Below are 23685 nucleotides of genomic sequence, written 5' to 3'. Positions count from 1 at the left end.
CCCCACGGGAGCGCCACCGCCGAGACGGCTCTGAGAGGACTCTGACCTGGCGCGACGGCGCCGCCCCTCACCAGGAGTGGCGGCGCCGTTTTCATGCCGTGAGCGTCCTTCTCAGCGCCTCGGAACGGGATCCCGCCCGTCAGCGCCGCAAGAGCGCGCGTCGCGCCGGAGGCGACGAGGTACGCGCGGTCAGGACAGTGCGATGGTGGGACCGGCCTTGAGCGAGCTCCACTTGAGCCACTGCTTCCAGTCCTCCTGCCAGTGCCCCCAGCCGTTGGTGGGCTCCAGCTTGCGCGGCGAGCCGGTGATGATGATGGGGTCGCCGATCAGCGTGTTCTTGAGGAACCAGATCGCGTTGGCCGGGCTGATGTTCACGCAGCCGTGGCTGACGTTGGCGCGGCCCTGCGAGCCGACCGACCAGGGCGCGCTGTGCACGTACTCACCGCTGTTGGAGATGCGGACGGTGTTGTAGACGGTCATCTGGTAGTAGCCGGGCTGGCCGGGCCCGATGCCGGGCGAGGTCATGATCGTGACGGGCTCGCGGGACATCGCCAGGTGGATGCCCGAGGTCGTGTGGTACTTCCACTGGCCGCCCTGGCCTGCGCTCATCGGCATCGTACGGATCTTCTTGCCGTCCCGCCTGACCACGAGCACGTGCTCGTTGACGCTGCCCTTGGTGATCTGCTGGCGGCCGATCTTGAAGTCGAGTCGTACGTCGCGCTTGCCGTACATGCCGGGCCCGCCGCGCACGCCCGCCAGCTTGGCCTCCACCCGCACCTTGGTCCTGGCCGGCCAGTACTTCTTCGGCCGGAAGTCCACGTGCTGGTCGTCGAACCAGTGCCAGGCCCCCTCCACCGGCTTGGAGCTGCGGATGATGAGGTTGCGCTCGACGGCCACCCGGTCCTGGATGGGCTGGTCGAAGGCGATCATCACCGGCATGCCGACCCCGACGGTCAGGCCGGTGACCTCCTTGTTCGGGGTGATGCTCTCGATGTCGAACGTCTTGGTGGCCTTGACCGTGCTGAACTTGCTGGTGGTCTCGTGCTCCTTGCCCGTGGCGTCCACGGAGACCGCGGTCACCGTGTACGAGGCGCCGGGCCTGGCGGTGCCGAGGCTGCGCCAGCGCGTACGGTCGGCGCTCAGCACGCCCTTCAGCGGCCCCGACTTGCCGCCGTCCACCCGGACGCTCTTGAGCGTGCCGCCCTGGGCGGAGACGACCACGGGCCGGTCGGTGGGGACGTTCGACGACTTGTCCGCCGGAGTGACGCCCACGGGGGCGCTGTAGGCCTTGCCCGCCATGGCGACGCCCTTCTTGGGGTCGTCGGCCGGCTCGCCCGCCGAGCACGCCGCCAGCAGCGCCATGGCCAGCAGGCCGCATCCATACGTACCGCGCCCCACGAGTACTCCCTCGTCCCTTATCGAACCGCTTCCGCCTCCTTATTACCCTGAGTGATCGAATCACCACATCCGTACACCGTTAAAGAACACCAAAAAGCGGGCGTCCTCCCCCAAGGGAGGCCGCCCGCTTCAGGTGTGCGGCTCAGTGGCTCAGTGCGAGAAGTGGCCCCGGTAGTACTGGAACACGAACCCGATCATGGCCATGATCACGAGGAAGACCCCGATCAGGAACATCCAGAAGCCGATCACGAACCCGGCGAAGGCGAACGCCGCCGCCAGGCACAGGAACAGCGGCCACCAGCTGCTCGGGCTGAAGAACCCGAGCTCGCCCGCACCCTCGCTGATCTCGGCCTGCTTGTTGTCCTCCGGCTGGGCGCCGATGCGCTTCGCGGTGAACATCAGGTAGTAGCCCACCATGAAGGCGAACCCGACCGAGATGGCCATCGCGGTGGTGCCGACCGGCTCACCCTGACCGGTGGCGGCCTTGGTCCAGAACCAGTACGCGATGTCGACGCCGGCGAAGAAGACCCCGCACAGCAGGAACAGCCAACCTTGGACCTTCATCAGGCCTCAACCTCCTCGGTGGACTTGCTCGAGGTGCGCGGGTAGTGCAGGTCGAACGCGGGGCGCTCGGACCGGATGCGCGGCAGCGAGGTGAAGTTGTGCCGCGGCGGCGGGCAGGAGGTCGCCCACTCGAGCGAACCGCCGTAACCCCACGGGTCGTCGACGGTGACCTTGGGCGCGCTGCGCCAGGTCTTCCAGACGTTGTAGAAGAACGGCAGCGTGGAGGCGCCGAGGATGAACGCGCCCACCGACGACAGCAGGTTGAGGTCGGTGAAGCCGTCGGCCGCGCTGTAGTCGGCGTAGCGGCGCGGGAAGCCGAGCATGCCGAGCCAGTGCTGGACGAGGAACGTCGTGTGGAAGCCGATGAACAGCAGCCAGAAGTGCAGCTTGCCGAGCTTGTCGTTGAGCATCTTGCCGGTGAACTTCGGCCACCAGAAGTAGAACCCGGCGAACATCGCGAACACGACGGTGCCGAAGACCACGTAGTGGAAGTGGGCCACGACGAAGTAGGTGTCGCTGATGTGGAAGTCGAGCGGCGGCGAGGCCAGGATGACACCGGTCAGACCGCCGAGCAGGAACGTGACGAGGAAGCCGATCGAGAACAGCATCGGCGACTCGAACGTCAGGTGCCCGCGCCACATCGTGCCGATCCAGTTGAAGAACTTCACGCCGGTCGGCACCGCGATGAGGAACGTCATGAACGAGAAGAACGGCAGCAGCACCTGCCCGGTCGGGAACATGTGGTGCGCCCAGACCGTGATGGACAGACCGGCGATCGAGATCGTCGCGCCGATGAGGCTGATGTAACCGAAGATCGGCTTGCGGCTGAAGACCGGCAGGATCTCCGTCACGATGCCGAAGAACGGCAGCGCGATGATGTACACCTCGGGGTGGCCGAAGAACCAGAACAGGTGCTGCCACAGCAGCGCGCCGCCGAACTCGGAGTCGAAGATGTGGGTGCCGAGCTTGCGGTCGGCCTCGAGCGCCAGCAGCGCGGCGGCCAGCACCGGGAAGGCCATCAGCACGAGCATGCTGGTCAGCAGGACGTTCCAGGTGAAGATCGGCATCCGGAACATCGTCATGCCGGGCGCGCGCATGCAGATGATCGTGGTGATGAAGTTCACCGCACCGAGGATGGTGCCGAGACCCGACAGCGCCAGACCCATGATCCACAGGTCACCGCCGATGCCCGGCGAGTTGATCGCGTTGGACAGCGGCGTGTAGGCGAACCAGCCGAACGAGGCGGCACCGCCCGGGGTGAAGAAGCCGGAGACGGCGATGATGCTGCCGAACAGGTAGAGCCAGTAGCTGACCATGTTCAGGCGCGGGAACGCCACGTCGGGGGCGCCGATCTGCAGCGGCATCAGCTCGTTCGCGAAGCCGGCGAACAGCGGCGTCGCGAACATCAGCAGCATGATCGTGCCGTGCATGGTGAACAGCTGGTTGAACTGCTCGTTGGTGGTGAACTGCAGCCCCGGCTGCGCCAGCTCGGCCCGCATGACCAGCGCCATCACGCCGCCGATGAGGAAGAAGGCGAACGACGTGATCAAGTACATGTGCCCGATGATCTTGTGATCGGTCGAGCTCATCCACTTCGCGATGATCTGGCCCTTGGTGCTGGGCCGGACCCGCGGCGTCGTCGTCAGTGGTTCTTGGATGGCGGTCACTGGGCACTCCCAGCCTGGTGGGTCGCGATGTACTGTTCGAACTCGGTCTGGTCCACGAGCTTGACCGAGAAGAGCATCCGGCTGTGGTCGACACCGCAGAGCTCGGCGCAGCGGCCGGCGAAGGTGCCGGTCTTGTCGAGCGTGGTGATCTCGAACTTACGGCCGGGGTTGTCCTCGGGGATGCCGGGGATGACGTCACGCTTGAAGAGGAACTCCGGCACCCAGAACGAGTGGATGACATCGTCGGTCGACAGGTCGAACTCGACCTTCGTCTTCTTCGGCAGGACCAGCTGAGGGCCCTGGTTGTAGTCGCTGACCGGCACGCCCGCGACCGGTTCGATCGTCTTGCCCTTGTAGGTCGTGGTGAAGCGCCAGCTCCACTGGAACGCCTCGACCTTGACCTTGACCGGCGCGTCGCCGCTCACCTTGGTGAGCGTCTCGCTGTCGCGCGCGGTGAAGAAGAAGAACACCGAGACCATCACCAGCGGAATGACCGTGTAGAGGATCTCGATGGGCAGGTTGTAACGCACCTGCGGCGGAAGGTCGGCCTTGGCCCTGCGCTTGCGGTGGAAGATCGACGCCCACAAGATTAGAACGATGACGACGGCGCCCGTGGCGAGAGCGGCGATCCAAGCCCCGTTCCACAGGCTCTGGACGACCCCGCCCTGCTCGGTGACGTGATCGGGAAGAAGGCCGCGAGACCATTTGGCCTCGGGGACGTCATTAGCACACGCCGTAGCAGTGGCCAGCAGCAACGCCAAAGCGGCGGCGCGTGGCACCCTGCGCCGGGCCAACGAACGCCGCGTCGTACGGCGAGTCGGACTCACGGATCGCCTACCCCACAGATGAAGCCCAAGAGTCTTTCCCCTGGGCGCTCGTATTTCCTGATGCACAGCTTGATTGCAGACACATTAGCGTGCAGGTGCCTCGCCCCACCGCGCGACCCCTCCATGGCGCCGGAAGTGGGACGATGAGTCTCGTGGCGTACTTCGATGCGGCATCAACCGAACCGCTGCACCCCCAGGCGCGTGAGGCGCTGCTGGCGGCGCTGGACGCCGGCTGGGCCGACCCCGCGAGACTATACGGCGCTGCCCGCCGTGCGCACCTGCTGCTGGAGCAGGCCCGCACGGAGGTGGCCGAGGTGCTCGGCGCGCGACCCGACGAGGTGTCGTTCACCTCGTCCGGCACACAGGCCGTGCATCTCGGTGTGCTCGGAACCCTACACGGCAGGCGCAGGGCCGGGCGCCACCTGGTCACCAGTGCCGTGGAGCATTCGAGCGTCCTGCACGCCGGTGAAGTGCACGAACGCGACGGCGGGACGGTCGAGACGGTCGGCGTGGACATCACCGGCAAAGCCGACGCCGCCGCCTTCGCCGAGGCGGTCGCGCGGCCGGGCACGGCGCTCGCGTGCCTGCAGACGGCCAACCACGAGGTCGGCACGCTCCAGCCGGTCGCCGAGGTGGCCGCCGCCTGCCGGGAGCACGGCGTGCCGCTGCTGGTGGACGCGGCGCAGACGGCCGGGCGGCTGCCGATCCCGCCGGGCTGGTCGGTGCTGACGGCCAGCGCGCACAAGTGGGGCGGCCCTGCCGGGGTCGGCGTGCTCGCCGTGCGCAAGGGCACGCGCTTCCGCTCTCCCCTGCCGCTGGACGAGCGCGAGCGCCGGCGAGTGCCGGGCTTCGAGAACGTGCCCGCCGTGGTCGCGGCGGCGGCCGCGCTGCGTGCGATGGCCGCCGAGGCGGAGGCGGAGCAGGCCCGGCTGTCGGCGCTGGTCGACCGGATCAGGGAGCGGGTCCCGCAGCTCGTGCCGGACGTGGAGGTCATCGGCGACCCGGTCGAGCGGGCGCCGCACATCGTGACCTTCTCGTGCCTGTACGTCGACGGCGAGGCGCTGCTCACCGAACTGGACAAGGCGGGCTTCGCGGTATCCTCCGGAAGTTCGTGCACCGCTAGTACGCTTCGTCCATCGCACGTTCTTGAAGCGATGGGCGTGCTGACGCATGGCAATGTCCGGGTGTCGCTGCCCAGGGGCACGTCAGCGGCCGAGGTCGACGCGTTCCTCGCCGTGCTGCCCGAGCTGGTGCACCGCATCCGCCAGGACGCAGGAGTCGCATGACCGAGGTTACCCAGCCGGCGTTGACGATCGACGCGCTCGGGAAGAAGTGCCCGATCCCGATCATCATGCTCGCCGAGCAGATCAACCACGTCCCGCTGAACGCGGTGGTGGCCGTGCTGGCCGACGATCCCGCGGCGTACAACGACGTGCCGGCGTGGTGCAGGCTGAAGTCGCATCGCCATGTCGGCTCGTACGAGCTGCCCGAGGGCGGCTGGGCCATCCACGTCCGCCGCAATTACTAGGGGTCCGATTTGTCCCTGTATGGGGGGTAGGGGACTTCCGAAGGAAGTCGCCGACACCAGGGGAAAGCCATGATCAGCTCACAGTCGCACAACTGCGCACGCGACGTCATGAGCACGGGCGCCGAGTGCATCAGCACGCACGAAACCCTCGACAGGGCCGCGCAGCTCATGCGCGAGCACGAAGTGGGGGCACTGCCCGTGTGCGGGCCCGACGACCGGGTGACGGGCATCATCACCGACCGCGACATCGTGATCAAGTGCATCGCCGCGGGGCACGACCCGGCCAAGACGACGGCGGGCGAGCTGGCCACCGGACTGGTCTGGGTAGCGCCGGACGCCACGGTGGAGGAGGCGCTCTCACGCATGGAGGAGCACCAGATCAAGCGGCTGCCGGTGATGGACGGCGGCCGGCTGGTCGGCATGATCAGCGAGGCGGACCTGGCCGCGCACCTGAGCGACGACCAGCTCGCCGAGTTCGTGCACCGCGTCTACGCGCGGCACTGAGCGCCCGCACGCCGCGCAGAGCACGCCGCTTTGCGCAGCCGCGCGCCGCTCAGAGCACGCCGCTTTGCGCGCCCGCGCGCCACGCGGGACGCCCGGCCGAGCGCCCGTCGCACCACGCTGAGCGCCTGGGCGGGGCCGTACCGGGCGCATGTCAGAAAGGGCCGGACCGCCGGTGAGCGGCCCGGCCTGGCGCGTGAAAGGGGCCTTTCGCGTGCGGAAAAGGCCCTGGATCGGTCAGGGGTGGTAGCAGCGGACGTGCTGGGCGATCTCCGCGGCCGCGTCGGCGCCGTACGCGGCTCCGAAGCGCTCCAGGAACTCCTTCTGCCCCAGTTCGTACTCCTGACCGCCCACGCGCTCGAGCACGTGCGTGGCGGTGAGGTTGCCGATCTGCCCGCACCGCTCCAGCGACAGGCCCCAGGCCAGGCCGGCGAGGAAGCCCGCCCTGAAGGCGTCGCCCACGCCGGTCGGGTCGGCCTTGCCGCGCTCGGGGGCGGGGGCGACCTGGATGGACGGCTCGCCCTTGCGGTCGATGACCGCGCCCTTGGGGCCGAGCGTGGTGATCCGGACGCCGACGCGGTCGAGGATCTCCGCGTCGGACCAGCCGGTCTTCTGCTCGATGAGGCCCTTTTCGTAGTCGTTGGAGAACAGGTAGGCGGCGCCGTCGACGAGCTGGCGGATCTGCTCGTCCTCCATGCGCGCGAGCTGCTGGGAGATGTCGGCGGCGAACGGGATGCCGCGCTGGCGGCACTCGTCGGTGTGGCGCAGCATCGCGTCGGGGTCGTTGGGGCTGATCAGGACCAGGTCGAGCCCGCCCACACGGTCGGCGACCGGCTTGAGCTCGATGAGCCGCGCCTCGGCCATGGCCCCGGTGTAGAAGGAGGCGATCTGGTTGTGGTGCTCGTCGGTGGTGCACAGGAAGCGCGCGGTGTGCTGGGTCTCGGAGACGTGCACGGAGTCGCAGTCGACGCCGTGGCGCTCCAGCCAGGAGCGGTAGTCGGCGAAGTCGTTGCCGACGGCGCCCACGAGGATCGGCCGCAGGCCGAGACAGGCCATTCCGAAGGCGATGTTCGCCGCGCATCCCCCGCGACGGATCTGCAGATCGTCGACCAGGAAGGAGAGCGACACTCGGTCGAGCTGCTCGGCGATCAGCTGGTCGCCGAAGCTGCCGGGGAACGTCATCAGGTGGTCTGTCGCGATGGAGCCGGTTACGGCGATGCGCACGGGATTCTTCTTCCTCGTTGTCAGCAGGCCAAATGAGCCCCACGAGAATACGCGAAGGTCCCGCCCGCTCAAAGGCGGACGGGACCTTGCGGTGGTTGCGGACGACCCGCTCTTAGTTGAACGAGTCACCACAGGCGCACGAGCCCGTGGCGTTGGGGTTGTCGATCGTGAAGCCCTGCTTCTCGATGGTGTCGACGAAGTCGATGGTCGCGCCCATGAGGTAGGGAGCGCTCATCCGGTCGGTGACCACGTTCACACCACCGAACTCGGACACGACGTCACCGTCCATCGAACGGTCGTCGAAGAAGAGCTGGTAGCGCAGGCCGGAGCACCCGCCCGGCTGCACGGCGACCCGCAGCTGCAGACCCTCTTCACCCTGCTGCTCCAGCAGGCTCTTGACCTTGGCGGCGGCCGCGTCAGTCAGGATCAGGCCCTGTGCCGTGGTCTCGCTGCTCTCAACCGTCATCTGCTGACTCCCTAACCCGGCTGTCTGTTTTCGACGTCCTACAGATGACGCTACCAACACCTGCGAGTGTCCACACATTCCCGAGTACCGGACATCCCGGAATAAACCGTTTCGGCGGTATGTCATCATGAGTATCGTCAAACCGACGATAAGGGGGTATGGCGATGGCCACCCAGACCGGACTGCCGCTTTTCGTCCTCGGCAGGGGAGCCGATCCGCACAGTGAGAAGGGGGTCGACTGCCCCGGCGAGCTGCCTCCCGCCTCCGACCCCGCGCTGGTGGAACGCGCCCGGAAGGCCAAGGAGGCGCTCGGCGACCGCCTGTTCGTGCTCGGCCACCACTACCAGCGCGACGAGGTCATCCAGTTCGCCGATGTGACGGGCGACTCGTTCAAGCTCGCCCAGCAGGCGGCGGCGCGCCCCGAGGCGGAGTACATCGTCTTCTGTGGCGTGCACTTCATGGCCGAGTCCGCCGACATCCTGACCGGCGACGGCCAGAAGGTGATCCTGCCCGACATGGCGGCGGGCTGCTCCATGGCCGACATGGCGACCTACGACCAGGTCGAGGAGTGCTGGGAGGAGCTGGAGGACGCGGAGCTCGCCGACGTGGTGGTACCGGTCACGTACATGAACTCCAGCGCCGACATCAAGGCGTTCTGCGGGCGCAACGGCGGCGCGGTGTGCACCTCGTCCAACGCCCGCCGCGCCCTGGACTGGGCGTTCGAGCAGGGCGAGAAGGTGCTGTTCCTGCCCGACCAGCACCTGGGCCGCAACACGGCCGTGCTGGAGATGGGCATGTCGCTCGACGACTGCGTGGTGTGGAACCCGCACCGCCCGAACGGCGGCCTGACCCGCGAGGAGCTGGAGCGGGCGAAGATGATCCTGTGGCGCGGCCACTGCTCGGTGCACGGCCGCTTCACCGCCGAGTCCGTGGACGACGTGCGCGCCCGCATCCCCGGCGTCAACGTGCTCGTGCACCCCGAGTGCCGCCACGAGGTCGTGACCAAGGCCGACTACATCGGCTCGACCGAGTACATCATCAAGACGCTGCAAGCCGCGCCCGCCGGTTCGAGCTGGGCCGTCGGCACCGAGCTGAACCTGGTCAAGCGGCTCGCCCAGACCTTCCCCGACAAGAACATCTCGTTCCTCGACAGGACGGTCTGCTACTGCTCCACGATGAACCGCATCGACCTGCCGCACCTGGTGTGGGCGCTGGAGTCGCTGGTGCTCGGCGAGGTCGTCAACCAGATCACAGTGGACGACGACACCGCCCACTGGGCCAAGGTCGCGCTCGACCGCATGCTGGCGCTGCCGTAACCCGGTGCCGGGTCGCGCGAAGTGACCCGGTGAGGGTCACGCGAAGCCGTGCCCGCGCAAGGGTCACGCGAAGCCGTACCCGCGCAAGGGTCAGGCGAAGACGTATCCGACCTCCACGTAGACCGTGACCTGCCGCGTGCCGGGGCTGATCGAGGCCCCGGCCTCGGCCGCCAGCGCCGCCGCCCGCATCGGCTGCGGCGGGGCCTGGCGCAGCTCGCTCACCGACACCACGCGGCCGAGCGGCCGGCCCGCCAGCGCGGCGTACTGGACGGCCTTGGCGGCGGCGTCCCTGAACGCCCGCTCCCTGGCCTCGGCCAGCGCCCTCGCGGGGTCGGACAGCTCGAACGCCACGCCGTTGAGCCTGACCTCCTCGCCCACGCCCGCCACCGTGTCGATGACGTGGTCGGCCCTGCTCACGTCGCGGACGACGGCCTCCACGCCCTGCGCCGCCCGGTAGGCCGACACCTTGGGGTACGCCTCGTACTCGGGGCCCAGGGACAGCTCGACCGTCGTCACGTCGCGGGCGGTCACTCCCGCCCGTTCCAGCGCCTCGGCGAGCCGCGTCGCGGCGGCGCGGGCGGCGGAGAACGCTTCGGCGGCGGAGGCCCTGCGGACCTCCACGCCCGCGTGCAGCCGCAGGATGTCGGGCGCGGCCAGGACCGAGCCCTCGCCGATCACGGTGATGTCCACGGGCAACCCCCTCAGGTGGGTCCAGGCCCCGATCCTAGATCGGGTACGCGCTACGCGGTGGGCCTGGCGAAGCGGAAACCCATCGCTTCGAACTGCGCCTTGTCGGGAGCCTTCGCCAGCACCCTGCCGACCTGACCCTTGAGGTCCACCACGACCGCCTCGTAGCCGTTACCCGCCCGCCGCCACACCGCCAGGTGGTCGTCGTCCCACCAGCCGATGAGCCGTTCGGCGGCGATCGGCACGGTGACCGGGTCACCGCCCGCCGTCGGGCGCACGCACAGCGCGGTGCCCGCAGGCGTACAGTGCGCCAGGAACCGGCCGCCGGACGGCGAGACGTCGTCGCCCTCCACCCACACCGGCGAGCCGACGTCCTTGAGCGTGCGCAGCACCTTGCCGTCCAGGCCGTAGAACGTCATCGCGCCGCCCGCCCACGTGCCCACCGCGCGGCCGCCCGCGTCCCAGAAGAAGCGCCACTCCCCCGCGCCCTTCTCCCGCACCTCGAACACCTCGCCCCGGCCCGCGGCGACGTCGATGACGCCGAAGCCGTACGTCTGCACGGCGTCGCCCTCGCCCTTGTAGAGGGTGACCAGGCCCCGCTCACCGTCCGGCGACCAGCGGGGCGTGGTCGGGAAGACCGGCTTCGGGCTGAGCTTGACCACGCGCTTGGTGCCGGTGCGGTGATCGACGATCGAGACGGTGGAGAACAGGTCCGTGCTGTAGTCCACGTCGGTGGCCAGGGCGAGGTTCGTCCTGGGGTCGAGGGCGTACTCGAAGTAGCGCTCCTCTGGGGCGAACTCGTTCGCGTCGTGCTTGCGCACGTAGAGGCGCTTGCCGCCGTCCAGCGTGTAGGAGACCAGCTTGACGGGGTCGGCGTCGCTCTCCCGGACCTCCACGGAGGTGCCCGGCAGCGTGAACGTACGGAGCTCGGGCGTGGCGGTGGTCCCCGCCGTCGTGATGGCCGCCGCCGACGGGGTCGGGCTGACGGTGGGCGACGCAGGCGTGCTCAGCCGTACGGCGACCAGCGTGACCGCAGCGGCCAGCCCCAGCACCCCGGCCGTGGCTCCGGCCACCACCAACCTGGCCCTTCGCCGCCGAGCCGCCCTCTCAGGCCCGTCACCTGGGGCGGCCGGCGCGACCTGACCGCGCGGCCCGGCCGGCGTGGCCGCACCGCCCGCCCCAGGCGACGGCACCGGCTCGGCAGGCCCGCGCAATGGGGCCTGGCCACCTGACGTGGGCGACGGGGTCTGAGCGGGTGATGCCGTCTGACCATGCGGCGCGACCGCACCTGGCGGTGTGACGTGACTGGGCGGTGTGACGTGACTGGGCGGCGTGACCTGGCCGCCTGGCTTGGACGATGCGGCCGGGCCGCTCGGTCCGGGCGGCGTCCGGGCACCCGGACCGGGCTGTGCGGCGGCCTGGGCCGGCGGCGCGACCCGGCCACCTGACGTTGGCGGCGTGGCCATGGGGGGAAGTGCCGTCTCACCGGGCGGCGCTGCCGGGCCGTCCCGCCTGGGCGGCGCTGCCGGGCCGTCCCGCCTGGGCGGCGCGGCCGGGGCGGGCGATGCGGCCTGGCCACCATGCTCGGGCGGTGTGGCCGGGCCCCCCGGGCTGGGCGGTGCCGTCTGGGCACCCGGCCGGGATGGCGCGGGTGGCGCGGCCTGCCCGCTGGGCTCTAAGGGCGTGTTCCGCGAGGCGGCGCTGCCCTCTAAGAGCAGGCCCTGCTGCGGCCCTGCCTGAGACGGCAGCCCCTGAAGCGCCAGGCCCCGAGACGACGAGCCCTGAGGCGACGAGCTTTCGAGCGACGCGTCCCGAGAGGACGGGCTCTGGGGCGAGGAGCTCTGAGACAACGAGCCATGAGGCGGCGGGTTCTGGGGCGGTGAGGCTTGCGGGGCGGGCTGGCCCGCGGTCTGGGGCGGCAGGGGGTGCCGTGGCGCGGCAGGGACGTGGCCGAGCAGGCGCATGAGGGCCTCGTCGGCCGCCGGTCTGCTGTCCGGGTCCTTGGCCAGGCAGTCGGAGACCAGCGCGCGCAGGGCGGGGTCGCCGATGCAGGAGACGTCGGCCTCGGCGTGCAGGATGCGGTTCACCACGGCGGCCACGCTGTCCTGCCCGAACGGCGGCCGTCCCGACGCGGCGAAGACCATCGTGCCCGCCCAGGCGAACATGTCCGACTTCGGCCCAGGACCCTCGTCGCCGAGTTGCTCGGGCGCCATGTACGACGGCGTGCCGACCACGGCGCTGGTGAGCGTCGATGCCAGGTCGAGCGCCTTGGCGATGCCGAAGTCGATGACGCGCGGCCCGTCGGAGGCCAGCACCACGTTCGACGGTTTGAAGTCCCGGTGCACGATGCCGGCCTGGTGGATGGCGACCAGCGCGGTGACCGTGCCGATGGCCAGCCGGTGCAGGGCGGTGCCGGTGCGCGGGCCCTGCTCGCGTACGACGTCGGTCAGGGTGCGGCCGTCGATGTACTCGCTCACGATGTACGGCCGCCCGTCGCTCAGCCCGGTCTCGATGACCTGGGCGGTGCAGAAGGGCGCCACCCGCCTGGCCATCGCCACCTCGCGGACGAACCGCTCCGACGCCTGGGCGTCGCCCACCAGGTCGGCGCGCAGCAGCTTGACCGCGACACGCGTCCCGTCGGCGCCCGTGGCGAGGTACACGATGCCCTGCCCGCCCTCGCCGAGCCGCCCGGTCAGGCGATAGCCGCCCACCGCCGCGGGGTCGCCAGGACGCAGGGGCGCGTGGTCCGGCATTGGCACATCCCCCACGAAATGGCGACTTTACCGCCATTCTGGCGGTTCGCCGGGCTTCCCGTCACGTGATCACCGGACCGCCCGTCACAGGTTCACCGGGCCGCACATGGCGCGTACGCCGGGCCGCACATCACGTCCTCATCCGGCCGCACGTCACGCCCTCATCCGGCCGCACGTCACGCGATCACCACCCGCACGTCACGCCCTCATCCGGCCGCACGTCACGGGATCGCCGGAACGGGCTGCACGCCTTGATCCGGCCGTGCGCCGGGCGTTGCCCGGGGCACACGTCAGGCATCCACGTGCCCGGCCGTCACGGCGCCGGCGATGGCCTGCGGGGCGCGGAGCGGGATGCGGCGGCCGATCCCCGGCAGCCGTACATGCCTCCCGCCGAGCGTGGCGGCGAGCCGGGCCTGGCACTCGTCGGCGTCCTCACCACTGATCACGGTGACCGGGACGGCGGGGAAGGGCTTGTCGGCGCGCAGCAGGAGCAGATCGGCGGCCATGTCACCCCGGGCGAGCCACTCCCCCACGACGGCGGCGGGCACCTTGCCCAGGACGTACACGCCGGACGGGTCGGGCAGGCCGGTGAGCAGCCGGTGCGCGACGGGACCCGTCATGCGGGCCAGCACGGCCGCGCCCCACGTGCCGCCGAGCGCGGGCAGCCACCGCCCTGCGTTCCTGGCGGCGGCGTACGGGCGGCGTCCGGCCACGCAGGCCGGGTCCACCAGGACGAGCCCGGCCAGACACAGCGGGTGCAGCCGGGCGAACGCCTCCGCATGCCAGCAGGCGACACCGTGCGCGACGAGCGTCACCTGCTCAGGGTGGGCGGGTGCGAGCGCGGCCAGGCGGGCGACCTCGGCGTACAGGGTCGGCGGGGTCACGGGACGCGGGCTGCGTCCGAGCCCCGGGCGATCGAAGCGGATGACACGGCGGCTCCCCGCCAACAGCTCGGCCACGGCGTCCCAATGGAACCAGGCGCCGCCGGGACCTGCGGTGATGAGCACGGCGGGCCCCTCACCCTGCTCGACGACATGCGGCCCGGCGCCCTGCGACGCGCCTGCGGGCGGCGGAGGCAGGACGCAACCGCCGGCGGGGGGCGGAGGCACTACGCGGCTACCTCCCGCACGGGGTGGAGGCGGTACGCGGCTGTCAGCGGGCGGCGGAGGCGCCATACCGCCCTCAGCGGGCGGTGGAAACGCCACACGGCCCTCAGCGGGCGGTGGTGGCAGGACGCGGGCGCCGCCCACGCCGCCCATGCGGCCGGGCGCGACCCGCAGGCAGCCCTCGCCGTACGGGTCATCGGTGGCGGCCCCGGGACCGTCCGCACGGCCGGCGACGCCGTCAGCAGGCGGGTCCGCGGCCGCGTCACCGGCCATCCGGCCCTCGGCGGCATCGCCGTCAACGCGCTCCGGAGAGACGTCGTCGGTGACCAAGAGGTGCAGTGCCACGTACACGAGCCAGAACGCGATCACCGTGAGCTGGGCGCGGTGCGCGAGGCCGGCGCCGTGCCCCGCCAGCAGCGCTATCACCAGGAGCAGCGTGGTGACCAGGCTGAGCCAGGTCAGCAGCCACGCCACCCACGACCGCCAGCACGCGGCGAGGAACGCCATGGCGGCCAGGACGGCGAGCGTGGCGAGCGTGCCGGCCGTCTCGTGCAGCCGGTGGGCGAGCGAGACGCCGGCGGCGCCGCAGGAGGGGTCGCTGAGCGCGGCGCAGTCGAGCGGGAACAGCCCGCCGGCGAAGGTGAGCAGCCCGAACGCGGCCAGCGCCAGCCAGCCCGGCCATTCGCGGGCCACCCGGGGCACCAGCAGCACGCCGAGCACGCACGCGAGCCCCGCCAGCCCGTCGCTGACCCGGAACAGCCGGGTCCACGGCTGGTCGCGGGCGGCCAGTTCGCTGACGAAGCCGTGCGTCCTGTCGACCGCGGGCGTGGTGAACTGGCCGGTGATCCAGGCGCTGCCCAGCACCGCCGCCACGATGAACGCGCACGCGGCGAACACGTACAACCTTCGCTCCACGTGACAATTAGATCACTCGGTGCGATAGTCGCAGATGAGCGCCCCTGCGGATAAGCCTCCCCCGAGGCGCCGGCGTCTCGAAGCGCCCCGAAGCCTCAGAGTCCGGGAGCGCCCCACACCGGGAACCAGCGGCCGAGATCCTTCTCCAGCGGCAGCTCGCCCTCCAGCGCACCCCTGGCCTGCAGTTCGAGCGCGTTGTCGCGCTTCTCCCCCGGCAGCGGCGCGAACGGGTAGAAGGTGCCGCGCTTGTACAGGTAGACGACGGCGAGCCGGCCGCCGTCCCGCCGGGCGAACGACACCAGCGAGCACAGCAGCGACGGGCCGAACCCGGCGCCCTCCAGCGAGGAATTGACCGCGTGCAGCTCGGTGACCAGGTCGCTGAGCGCCTCCGGCGGGCGGCGTACGAGCAGCCAGGTGTAGCCGTAGCCGTCGGATGACTTCTCGACGCGATCGCCCAGCAGCGCCTGGACGTCGCGTTCGAGACTGGCGAAGGCGCCGCCCTCGGCGGCGCGGAAGGCGACGGAGCCCAGCCCGGTGGGCGTGAGACCGGTCGCCGCCTGCAGCGTCACCGCCGCGGACGGCAGCGCGAACAGCGCGTCGAGATTCGGCTTGACCGGCTTCGACCGGCCGAGCAGCACGTCGAGCCAGCCCATGGCCTCAGCCCCTTCCGAGCTGGCGGGAGATGCCGGCCAGCTGCTCCAGGCGGCGCTCCAGCGGCGGATGCGTCGAGAACAGCGCGGCCAGCGTCGCCCCCTTGGCCAGCGCGGGCGCGAAGTAGAAGGCGTTGAACGGCTCCGCCTCCCGCAGGTCGCGCGTCGGGATTCTGGCCATGTCGCCGGACACCTTGGTCAGTGCGCTGGCCAGCGCGGACGGGCGCTGCGTGAGCAGGGCACCGGCCCGGTCGGCGGCCAGCTCGCGATAGCGCGACAGGGCGCGGGTGAGCAGGAAGCTGACGGCGTACACGACGACGGACACCAGCAGGATGATGACGCCGATGGGCAGCCCGCCCTGGCCGCCGTTGCGGCGGCCGCCGAGCCCCGTGTAGAGCGCGAACCTGGTCATCAGCCCCGCCACGATGCCGAGGAACGAGGCGATGGTCATGACCGCCACGTCGCGGTGTGCGACGTGGGACAGCTCATGAGCGATCACGCCCTCCAGCTCCTGCGGCTCAAGGCGGCGCAGGATGCCGGTGGTCACGCAGACGACGGCGTGCTTCTGGTCACGCCCGGTGGCGAACGCGTTGGGGACGTCGGACTGCGCGATCGCCACCCGCGGCTTGGGCATGTCGGCCAGCGCGCAGAGCCGGTCGATCATGCCGTGCAGCTCGGGCGCCTCCTGCGGCGAGACCTCCCGCCCGTGCATCGCGAACAGTGCGATGCGGTCGGACAGGAAGTACTGCACCAGCAGGAAGGCGCCCGCCAGCACCAGCACGGTCAGCGCCTGAGCGCCGAGGGCGATCAGTACGCCGACGAACACGACATAGAGCAACCCGAGCAGGAACAGCGTCACGACCATCCGGCGGCTGAGGCCGGGGTCGGACGCGAACCGCGTGCTCACGGGGTCAGCCCGGGATGAGGCCCTGGTCGCCCAGCATCTCCCGGACCTCCTCGATCGAGGCGTCCGCGGGGGAAGGATCAGCTCTGACGGCTCAAGGCTGTCGTCGGGTAGCGCCTTGCCCACCTGGCGCACCTTGTCGAGCAGCGCGTGCAGCTTGACGCGGAAGGCCTTCTCGTCGCCCGCGTCGATGGCCGCTTCCAGCTCGGAGTCGAGCTCGTTGAGTACGGCGATGTCGTCGGCGGAGATGTCCACCTGACCCTCGCCCATGATTCTGACGATCATGCGCCCTCCCCAGGCTGGCGGTACTGCTGGGTGGGACCGGCCTGCTGCTGCGGCTGGGCCTGCTGCTGCGGCTGAGGCTGCGCCTGCTGCTGCGGCTGGCCCTGCTCGATGGCCTGCTGCGGCGCCGGGCCCTGGCCGAGCTCGGCCTTCATCCTGGCCAGCTCCAGCTCGACGTCCATGCCGCCGCCCATGCGGTCGAGCTCGGCCTGGATGTCGTCGCCGCGGGTGCCGCTGAAGTCGTCGAGCGCGCCGCTGGCGAGCAGCTCGTCGATGGCGCCGGCGCGGGCCTGCATCTGCGCCGTCTTGTCCTCGGCGCGCTGGATCGCCAGGCCGACGTCGCCCATCTCCTCGGAGATGCCGGAGAACGCCTCGTTGATGCGCGTCTGCGCCTCGGCGGCGGTGTAGGTGGCCTTGATGGTCTCCTTCTTCGTACGGAAGGAGTCGACCTTGGCCTGCAGCCGCTGCGAGGCCGTCGTCAGCTTCTCCTCCTCGGCCTGGAGGTTGTCGTGCTGAACCTTCAGATCGGCGATCTGGGCCTGCAGGTTGGAGCGCCGCTGCAGCGCCTCACGGGCCAGGTCCTCGCGGCCGACGGACAGCGCCTTGCGACCCTGCTCCTCCAGCTTCCTCGCCTGGTTCTCCAAGCCGGTTATCTGCAGCTCCACCCTCTTGCGCGAGGTGGCGACGTCGGCCACCCCCCTGCGCACCTTCTGCAGCAGCTCGAGCTGCCGCTGGTAGGAGTAGTCAAGGGTCTCGCGCGGATCCTCCATCTTGTCCAAGGCCTTGTTGGCCTTGGACTTGAAGATCATCGAAAGTCTCTTCATCACGCTCATGCGCGTCGGCCGTCCCCTTCTAGGTCGTGCTGGTGTACATCCCGATGCAGCGCAGCCGCCTTGGGATTACCCTACGCATAACGCACGAGGGCGTCACTGAAGTTGCACTCCAGGTAGGGTTGACGTCGTGTTGCGACGCCGTTCCCAAACCTCTGTGGACGACACCCCCGTCCCCGTTGACGATCCTAAGCCCCAGGGTAAAGGTCGTCCCACACCCAAGCGCCGGGATGCCGAAGGCAGGCGGCGCCAGTACGTTTCCGCGCCGAAAGACCGCAAAGAGGCGTACCGGCAGATGCGTGCCAAGCAGGCGGCCGAGCGGGAAAAGGTCCGTCAGGGCATACTCGCCGGTGACGAGCGATATCTGCCTGCCCGCGACAAGGGCCCCGCGCGTAAATTCGCGCGCGACTGGGTCGACTCCCGGCGGCTGCCGAGTCAGTATTTCCTGCCGTTCTCGCTAGTGATCCTGCTGGCCACCTGGATTCCGTGGCCGATGTCGATCCGCGCCCAGGTGCTGGGCTACGTCGTGACGATCGGCTGGCCGATCATGATGCTCGGCGTGCTGTTCACCTCGGTCTACGTGGCCTTCAAGGTGAAGAAGCTGGTGGCCGAGAAGATGCCGAACGAGAGCGTCAAGGGCGTGGGCTTCTACGCGGCCATGCGGGCGCTGCAGATCCGCAAGCTGCGGTTCCCGCCGCCGAGGGTGCAGGTCGGCGAGGAGCCGGTGCCGACCAAGAAGTGACGGCACGGGTCGCCTAGTCCGCGTACTCCCAGCGCAGCACGCCTCGCTCCACCGCGGGCCGCCGGCCGTCGAACTCCGTCCCGTTCTCCAGGGCGTCGGCGACGGCCCGCATGAGCGCGTAGTACGACGGCAGCCGCCGCCCCATGCCGGCGCTCCCGTCGTCCCAGCCGACCGTGCCGTCGGCGGAGTCGATCAAGGCGTACGTCGCGGAGCCGTCCGCCCTGCCGGTGAAGGCGAGGAACGGGATCATCCTGCCGCTCCACAGCTCCCTCCAGGGGTCGTCACCGCTGTCGGTGGGGTCGTGCCCGCACTCCCGGCGCCAGGTGTCCCTGATCTCGCGGATGGGCAGGTTCGACACTCCATCGGGGTCCGCGCCGAATCCGAAGCCCGCGGCGCCGTTGTGGCGCAGCAGCGAGGCGCGCAGGTCGTCGGGGAAGCGCACGCCCATCTGCGCCTCGGCGATCGCGATCGTGCGCGCCCTGCCGGGTCTGCCGAGTTCGCGGTACGTACGCGGCGCGTTCGCCTTCAGCCACCGCTCGATGCGCCGCCACTGACGGTTCACCGCCCGCCTGACCTCGGGGTCGATCGGGCGGATCGTCACCGCACGGCCGCTCGTCGTGCGGCCGGTCTCCGGGCGGGCCGTCCCCGTGCTCAGCGCGGGCGCGCAGTACGGGTCGGGCGTCGGGACCGGCTCCGGGGTGGACGGTGTCATGGGCTCGGCAGTGCGCTCGGCCGCCGCGATCAGCGCGCTCTGGCGTTCCCGCCGGGCCCGCTCGTGCGCGCCGGAGGCGTCGTACGGGGGCATCAGCGCGACCGCGAGCACCACGGCCGCGATCGCCGCGACCGCCGCCCAGACCGGCCACACCCTCGTGCGGCGCGCCGAGCCGCCCGGCCAGGGCACTGTGGCGGTCCGTCCTGCGTCCGGCCTGGCGGGCATGCGGGCGCGACGGCGCAGCCGGACCACGATGGCGGTGAGGATCGCGGCGGTGAGCGCCAGCCGTACGAGCTTCAGCACGTCGCGCACCCTATCCCGAATCAGATCATCCGATGTATGGCCATTAGAGTCGGATGCATGGAATTCCGACACCTTGGCCGCAGCGGTCTCATGGTCAGCGAGATCAGCTACGGCAACTGGCTCACCCACGGCTCTCAGGTCGAGGAGGACGCCGCCAAGCAGTGCGTCCAGGCGGCCCTCGACGAGGGCATCACCACGTTCGACACCGCCGACGTCTACGCGGGGACGAAGGCCGAGGAGGTGCTGGGGCGGGCCCTCAAGGGTGTGCGCAGGGAGTCGCTGGAGATCTTCACCAAGGTCTACTGGCCGACCGGCCCCGGTAAGAACGACCGCGGCCTGTCTCGCAAGCACATCTTCGAGTCGATCCACGGCTCGCTCCGCCGCCTGCAGACCGACTACGTCGACCTCTACCAGGCGCACCGCTTCGACTACGAGACCCCGCTCGAGGAGACGCTCAAGGCGTTCGACGACCTCGTACGCCAGGGCAAGGTCCTCTACGTCGGTGTCAGCGAGTGGACCGCCGACCAGATCGCCCGCGCTCTGAAGATCGCCGATGAGATGGGCTTCGACCGGATCGTGTCCAACCAGCCGCAGTACTCCATGCTGTGGCGGGTCATCGAGTCCGAGGTCGTGCCGCTGAGTGAGAAGGAGGGCGTCGGCCAGATCGTCTGGTCGCCGATCGCTCAGGGCGTGCTGACCGGCAAGTACCTGCCCGGCCAGCAGCCGCCGGAGGGCTCCCGGGCCACCGACAAGAGCGGCTCCGCCATGATCGCCCGCTTCATGCGGGACGACGTGCTGACCCGCGTGCAGGAGCTCAAGCCCATCGCCGCCGACCTGGGCCTGTCCATGGCTCAGCTGGCGGTCGCCTGGGTGCTGCAGAACCCGAACGTCTCCAGCGCCATCGTCGGTGCCACCCGCCCCGAGCAGGTGCGCGACAACGTCAAGGCGGCGGGCGTCAAGCTCGACGCCGACGTACTGAAGAAGATCGACGACGTGCTCGGCGACGTGGTCGAGCGCGACCCGTCCAAGACGGTGAGCCCGGCCACCCGGCCGTAGCCCCCGTACGACGAAACCCCTTGAGCCGTACTCCGCTCAAGGGGTTCTTCGTTTCCTCCGGCTCTTTCTGCCTTACTCCTGGCGCAACGACAATCCCGTGTACTCCACGCGGTCCTCCTCAAGCAACGCGACCTGCTCGACACCCGCCTCGAGCAGCTCACGCCAGTTCTCGCCGAGCCAGGACTCGGCGTCGGCCTGGCTCGGGAAGACCTCTCGCGGCAAAGGGCGATCCGCCACCTCTGCGCCACGCGCGTTCTCATAACGCCATCGCCATGTCATGCCACACGCTCCTTATCCGCCGGCGCACCCTTCGCAGGCACTGCGAACCCTACCGTCGAGCCTTCCCCGCCGGCCTGTCCCGCGCGCCTTTCGCGGAGCGAGTGTGACGGCTTCGCCGGCGCACCCTCCGCCCCTGGCCTCCGACCTTCCCGCCGGCCTGCCCCGCGCGCCTTCCTCTGTCTCCCCCGGTTCCGCGTCCCCCTCACTCCTGTCTGACGCGCGGGACCCGGCGGGGGCGCGCGGCCGTTCCCTTTGTACGCTCGGCGCGGTGAAGGTCCTTCTCACCGGTACGGCCGGGGGCGCGGGCTGGCCGGAGCCCGGCTGCCTGTGCGCCTCGTGCGCCGCGCTGCCCGCCGGTCATCGCCGCCCGTTCGGGCTCGTGGTCGACGGCCGCGTCACGTACCCCTTCCGCGACCTGCCCGCCGGCTACCGCACGTCCGCAGGCGGCCTCGGGCTGGTCTGCCCCGACGGCGCCCGGCTGCTGCACCTCCCCCGGGGCGTCCCCGTGCCCGCGCCGGAGCCCGCCCCGTACGACGTCGTGCTCATCGACCTCCTCGGCCGTCCGGAACGTCTCGGAGAGCTGCGCAGGGCCGGGCTGGCGGGCGCGGCGACCACGGTGGTGGCCGTCGGGCTCGACCACCGGATCCGTTCGGAGGATGAGCTGGCCCGGCGGCTGCGGCTGTGGGGCGCGATCGCCGTATCCGACGGCACGGAGGTGACGCCGGGACAGGGCGTGCGGGCGCGGATGCCACGGCGGGCGCTGCTGCTCGGCGGATCCAGGTCGGGCAAGTCGGCGGAGGCGGAGGCCAGGCTGGCGGCGGAGCCGCACGTCACGTACGTGGCCACGGGTCCTTCCTGCGCGGGCGACGGCGAGTGGGCGGCGCGCGTACGGGCGCACCGGGAGCGCAGGCCCGCGCACTGGGACACCCTGGAGACCACCGATCTCGCGACGGCGATCCGCTCCGCCACCACGCCGCTGCTGATCGACGGCCTGGGCACGTGGCTGGCGGCGGTCTTCGACGAGCACGGGGCCTGGGAGGGCGACCGGGCTCCGGTGTCCGCCCGCTGCGACGAGCTGGTGGCCGCCTGGCGGCAGGCGCCGCAGCCGCTGGTGGCCGTCTCGGACGAGGTCGGCATGGGCGTGGTGCCCGCGACGGCCAGCGGACGCGCGTTCAGAGACGCCCTGGGACGCCTCAACGAGCGCCTGGCCGCCGAATCGGAGTACGTGGCCCTGGTGGTCGCGGGCCGCGTACTCGAACTGTGAGCGAAGCCGTCAGCCCCGCACCCGGCCCGGCGGTGGTCAGGAGCGGGCGGCGCGGGCGTACCAGCGGCCGTCGATCCTGTCCACCTGGAGCGGCCGCCCGAAGCACTCGCTGAGCAGCTCGGAGGTGAGCACGTCCTCGGCCGGGCCCGCGGCGAGCACCCTGGCCTCGCGCATGAGCATGGCGTGCGTGGTCGTGGCGGGCACCTCCTCCAGGTGGTGGGTGACGGTCACGGTGGTGAGCACGGGACGGACGGCGGCGAGGTGCTCGACGGCGCTGACGAGGTCTTCGCGGGCGGGCAGATCGAGGCCCGCGAACGGCTCGTCGAGCAGCAGCACCGCGGGCTCCGACATGAGGGCCCTGGCCACCCGTACGCGGGCCCGCTCGCCCTGGGAGCACACGCGGAACGGCCGCTCGGCGAGTTCCTTGCAGCCGAGGTCGGCGAGGAGCCGGTGCGCGCGGTCGTGCTCGGCGTCGCCGTACCGGTCCCACAGCGGAACGCTCGTGCTGGTGTGCCCGGTGAGCACCACCGTGTGGGCGGTCGCCCCTTCCTCCTCCATCAGCTCCTCGTCGACGAGCCGCTGGCTGGAGGCGACGAGCCCGATGTGGCGGCGCAGTTCGCGCACGTCGACGCGGGCGAGCCGGTGCCCGAGCACCTTGACCGTGCCCTCGCTGGGGTGGCGCACCGCCGCCGCGAGCGACATCAGCGTCGTCTTCCCCGCGCCGTTGGGCCCCAGGACGGCCCAGTGATCGCCGTAGTCCACCTGCCAGTCGACGCCGTGGAGCAGCGTCTTGCCTGCGACCCTGACGCCGACGCCTTGCAGTTCGAGCACGTGCATCCCGCCACCCTAGTGGGCCCTAGGATCGCCCGTTATGCGATCGATGGACGGGCTGCGGTTCGCCGTGGGCACGCTGAGCGTCTTTCCCGTACGCGTGGAGCGGGTGGATCGGCGCGTGGCGGGGCAGGCGATGGCGCTCGCCCCGGCCGTCGGTCTCGCGTTGGGGCTGGTCGCGGGGCTGCCGCCGGCGCTGCTCGGCGGCCGGCCGCTGCTCGGGGCGGCGCTGGCGATCGCGCTGCTGGCGCTGTTCACCCGGGCGCTGCATCTGGACGGGCTCGCCGATCTCGCGGACGGGCTGGGCAGCGCGAAACCGGCCGCCCAGGCGCTCGACATCATGAAAAAGTCGGACATCGGGCCGTTCGGCGTGGTGACGCTGGTGCTCACGCTGCTCGTCCAGGTCGCGGCCCTCGCCTCCATCGGCGGCGGCCATCTCGTACGCCATGCCGCCCTGGTGACCGCCTGCCTGGCCGGGCGGCTGGCGTTGACGTGGGCCTGCCGGGAGGGCGTGCCGGCCGCCCGCCCCGAGGGGCTGGGCGCGATGGTCGCGGGCACCGTACGCCGCCCCGCCGCCGTGCTCGTCACCGTGGCCGCGCTTGTCGTCGCCGCCGTGATCGGCCTGGTCGCGGCGGGCGGGCTCGAAGAGCTCCCGCCCGCCGGAGCGCTCGCGGCGCCGGCCGCGCTGCTCGCGGGGCTCGCCGCCGCCCTGCTGCTGCTCAGGCGCGCCAGGCGGCGGCTCGGCGGCATCACAGGGGACGTGCTCGGCGCGCTCGTGGAGACGGCCACGACGGCGGCGCTGGTGGCGTACGCGCTGCTCGCCTGACGCGGCCGGACAGCAGCACGCCGGCGGGTCGCATGCGAGGAACCTCAGCCCGCG

The 23685-nt window shown here is 70.9% G+C and carries 23 protein-coding genes and 1 pseudogene; 8 read left to right on the top strand and 16 right to left on the bottom strand.

All coding sequences use genetic code 11. The features are described from left to right. Positions 1–189 precede the first annotated feature (189 nt). The 4 genes from ACFMQL_RS27085 to ACFMQL_RS27070 form a co-directional block, all read right to left on the bottom strand. Positions 190–1398, bottom strand: a complete 1209-nt coding sequence (locus ACFMQL_RS27085; RefSeq protein WP_364055255.1) for an Ig-like domain-containing protein — start codon at positions 1396–1398, stop codon at positions 190–192. Positions 1399–1548: 150 nt separating this feature from the next. Continuing rightward, a complete protein-coding gene (locus ACFMQL_RS27080) occupies positions 1549–1962 on the bottom strand; it encodes a cytochrome c oxidase subunit 4 (protein ID WP_364055258.1) in 414 nt (137 codons plus the stop codon). Continuing rightward, a complete protein-coding gene (gene ctaD, locus ACFMQL_RS27075) occupies positions 1962–3629 on the bottom strand; it encodes a cytochrome c oxidase subunit I (RefSeq protein ID WP_364055261.1) in 1668 nt (555 codons plus the stop codon). Before ctaD ends, ACFMQL_RS27080 begins: the two co-directional genes overlap by 1 nt. Continuing rightward, a complete protein-coding gene (locus tag ACFMQL_RS27070) occupies positions 3626–4216 on the bottom strand; it encodes a cytochrome c oxidase subunit II (RefSeq protein WP_364055264.1) in 591 nt (196 codons plus the stop codon). The genes ctaD and ACFMQL_RS27070 overlap by 4 nt, the downstream gene beginning before the upstream one ends. Before the next feature lie 383 nt (positions 4217–4599). On the opposite strand from ACFMQL_RS27070, the gene ACFMQL_RS27065 reads away from it, so the two are divergent. From ACFMQL_RS27065 to ACFMQL_RS27055, 3 genes are all read left to right on the top strand, one after another. Continuing rightward, positions 4600–5742: an aminotransferase class V-fold PLP-dependent enzyme gene (locus tag ACFMQL_RS27065; RefSeq protein ID WP_364055267.1), complete on the top strand. Its 1143-nt coding sequence runs from the start codon at positions 4600–4602 to the stop codon at positions 5740–5742. Then, the gene (locus ACFMQL_RS27060; RefSeq protein ID WP_364055270.1) at positions 5739–5984 is read left to right on the top strand and encodes a sulfurtransferase TusA family protein; all 246 of its coding nucleotides are present in this window, start codon (positions 5739–5741) and stop codon (positions 5982–5984) included. The genes ACFMQL_RS27065 and ACFMQL_RS27060 overlap by 4 nt, the downstream gene beginning before the upstream one ends. Positions 5985–6053: 69 nt before the next feature. Then, a complete protein-coding gene (locus tag ACFMQL_RS27055) occupies positions 6054–6488 on the top strand; it encodes a CBS domain-containing protein (RefSeq protein ID WP_364055273.1) in 435 nt (144 codons plus the stop codon). Between the two features lie 234 nt (positions 6489–6722). On the opposite strand, the gene ACFMQL_RS27050 is transcribed toward ACFMQL_RS27055, so the two are convergent. Both ACFMQL_RS27050 and erpA read right to left on the bottom strand, forming a co-directional pair. Continuing rightward, the gene (locus ACFMQL_RS27050) at positions 6723–7709 is read right to left on the bottom strand and encodes a carbohydrate kinase family protein (RefSeq protein WP_364055276.1); all 987 of its coding nucleotides are present in this window, start codon (positions 7707–7709) and stop codon (positions 6723–6725) included. A 112-nt stretch (positions 7710–7821) separates the two neighbouring features. Further along, positions 7822–8175, bottom strand: a complete 354-nt coding sequence (erpA, locus tag ACFMQL_RS27045) for an iron-sulfur cluster insertion protein ErpA (RefSeq protein WP_364055279.1) — start codon at positions 8173–8175, stop codon at positions 7822–7824. A 158-nt stretch (positions 8176–8333) separates the two neighbouring features. Between erpA and nadA the strand changes: the two genes are divergently transcribed. Then, positions 8334–9491 (top strand): quinolinate synthase NadA, encoded by a 1158-nt coding sequence (nadA, locus tag ACFMQL_RS27040; protein ID WP_378787645.1) that lies wholly within the window; start codon positions 8334–8336, stop codon positions 9489–9491. Positions 9492–9581: 90 nt separating this feature from the next. Here the strand turns inward: nadA and ACFMQL_RS27035 are convergent, their stop codons facing one another. The 7 genes and pseudogenes from ACFMQL_RS27035 to ACFMQL_RS27005 all read right to left on the bottom strand — a co-directional run bounded on the left by ACFMQL_RS27035 (position 9582) and on the right by ACFMQL_RS27005 (position 17621). After that, entirely contained in the window at positions 9582–10181 is a 600-nt protein-coding gene (locus tag ACFMQL_RS27035; RefSeq protein ID WP_378787642.1) for an SIMPL domain-containing protein, read from the bottom strand. Between the two features lie 50 nt (positions 10182–10231). Continuing rightward, positions 10232–12931 carry a protein kinase gene (locus tag ACFMQL_RS27030; protein WP_378787640.1) on the bottom strand — a complete coding sequence of 900 codons (2700 nt, stop codon included), beginning with the start codon at positions 12929–12931 and terminating at the stop codon, positions 10232–10234. 290 nt (positions 12932–13221) lie between these two features. Beyond that, positions 13222–14952: an alpha/beta fold hydrolase gene (locus ACFMQL_RS27025; RefSeq protein ID WP_364055291.1), complete on the bottom strand. Its 1731-nt coding sequence runs from the start codon at positions 14950–14952 to the stop codon at positions 13222–13224. A gap of 95 nt (positions 14953–15047) precedes the next feature. Next, positions 15048–15605 (bottom strand): hypothetical protein, encoded by a 558-nt coding sequence (locus tag ACFMQL_RS27020; RefSeq protein WP_364055294.1) that lies wholly within the window; start codon positions 15603–15605, stop codon positions 15048–15050. A gap of 4 nt (positions 15606–15609) precedes the next feature. Next, entirely contained in the window at positions 15610–16509 is a 900-nt protein-coding gene (gene htpX, locus ACFMQL_RS27015; protein ID WP_364055297.1) for a zinc metalloprotease HtpX, read from the bottom strand. A 4-nt stretch (positions 16510–16513) separates the two neighbouring features. Continuing rightward, a pseudogene (locus ACFMQL_RS27010) lies at positions 16514–16791 on the bottom strand (hypothetical protein). Then, on the bottom strand, positions 16788–17621 hold the full coding sequence (locus ACFMQL_RS27005; RefSeq protein ID WP_364055303.1) for a PspA/IM30 family protein: 834 nt from the start codon (positions 17619–17621) through the stop codon (positions 16788–16790). Before ACFMQL_RS27005 ends, ACFMQL_RS27010 begins: the two are co-directional and overlap by 4 nt. Positions 17622–17775: 154 nt before the next feature. Here ACFMQL_RS27005 and ACFMQL_RS27000 point away from each other — a divergent pair, with 154 nt between their 5' ends. Continuing rightward, positions 17776–18360: a DUF3043 domain-containing protein gene (locus tag ACFMQL_RS27000; protein ID WP_378787635.1), complete on the top strand. Its 585-nt coding sequence runs from the start codon at positions 17776–17778 to the stop codon at positions 18358–18360. Positions 18361–18373: 13 nt separating this feature from the next. Here ACFMQL_RS27000 and ACFMQL_RS26995 read toward each other — a convergent pair whose 3' ends face one another. Beyond that, entirely contained in the window at positions 18374–19375 is a 1002-nt protein-coding gene (locus ACFMQL_RS26995) for an SMI1/KNR4 family protein (RefSeq protein ID WP_364055308.1), read from the bottom strand. Between the two features lie 57 nt (positions 19376–19432). On the opposite strand from ACFMQL_RS26995, the gene ACFMQL_RS26990 reads away from it, so the two are divergent. Next, on the top strand, positions 19433–20431 hold the full coding sequence (locus ACFMQL_RS26990; protein ID WP_364055311.1) for an aldo/keto reductase family protein: 999 nt from the start codon (positions 19433–19435) through the stop codon (positions 20429–20431). A gap of 72 nt (positions 20432–20503) precedes the next feature. Here ACFMQL_RS26990 and ACFMQL_RS26985 read toward each other — a convergent pair whose 3' ends face one another. Further along, positions 20504–20653, bottom strand: coding sequence for a hypothetical protein (locus tag ACFMQL_RS26985; protein ID WP_378787632.1), 150 nt, complete (start codon positions 20651–20653; stop codon positions 20504–20506). Between the two features lie 325 nt (positions 20654–20978). On the opposite strand from ACFMQL_RS26985, the gene ACFMQL_RS26980 reads away from it, so the two are divergent. Further along, on the top strand, positions 20979–21974 hold the full coding sequence (locus tag ACFMQL_RS26980; RefSeq protein ID WP_364055317.1) for a bifunctional adenosylcobinamide kinase/adenosylcobinamide-phosphate guanylyltransferase: 996 nt from the start codon (positions 20979–20981) through the stop codon (positions 21972–21974). A gap of 36 nt (positions 21975–22010) precedes the next feature. On the opposite strand, the gene ACFMQL_RS26975 is transcribed toward ACFMQL_RS26980, so the two are convergent. Beyond that, entirely contained in the window at positions 22011–22811 is an 801-nt protein-coding gene (locus tag ACFMQL_RS26975) for an ABC transporter ATP-binding protein (RefSeq protein ID WP_378787629.1), read from the bottom strand. A gap of 34 nt (positions 22812–22845) precedes the next feature. Here ACFMQL_RS26975 and ACFMQL_RS26970 point away from each other — a divergent pair, with 34 nt between their 5' ends. Next, positions 22846–23631: an adenosylcobinamide-GDP ribazoletransferase gene (locus ACFMQL_RS26970; protein WP_378787627.1), complete on the top strand. Its 786-nt coding sequence runs from the start codon at positions 22846–22848 to the stop codon at positions 23629–23631. Positions 23632–23685: the final 54 nt, after the last annotated feature.

This window comes from Nonomuraea fastidiosa, assembly GCF_042751225.1.
GTDB classification, from domain to species: Bacteria; Actinomycetota; Actinomycetes; order Streptosporangiales; family Streptosporangiaceae; genus Nonomuraea; species Nonomuraea fastidiosa.
This window is presented reverse-complemented; position numbering and strand designations above follow the sequence as displayed.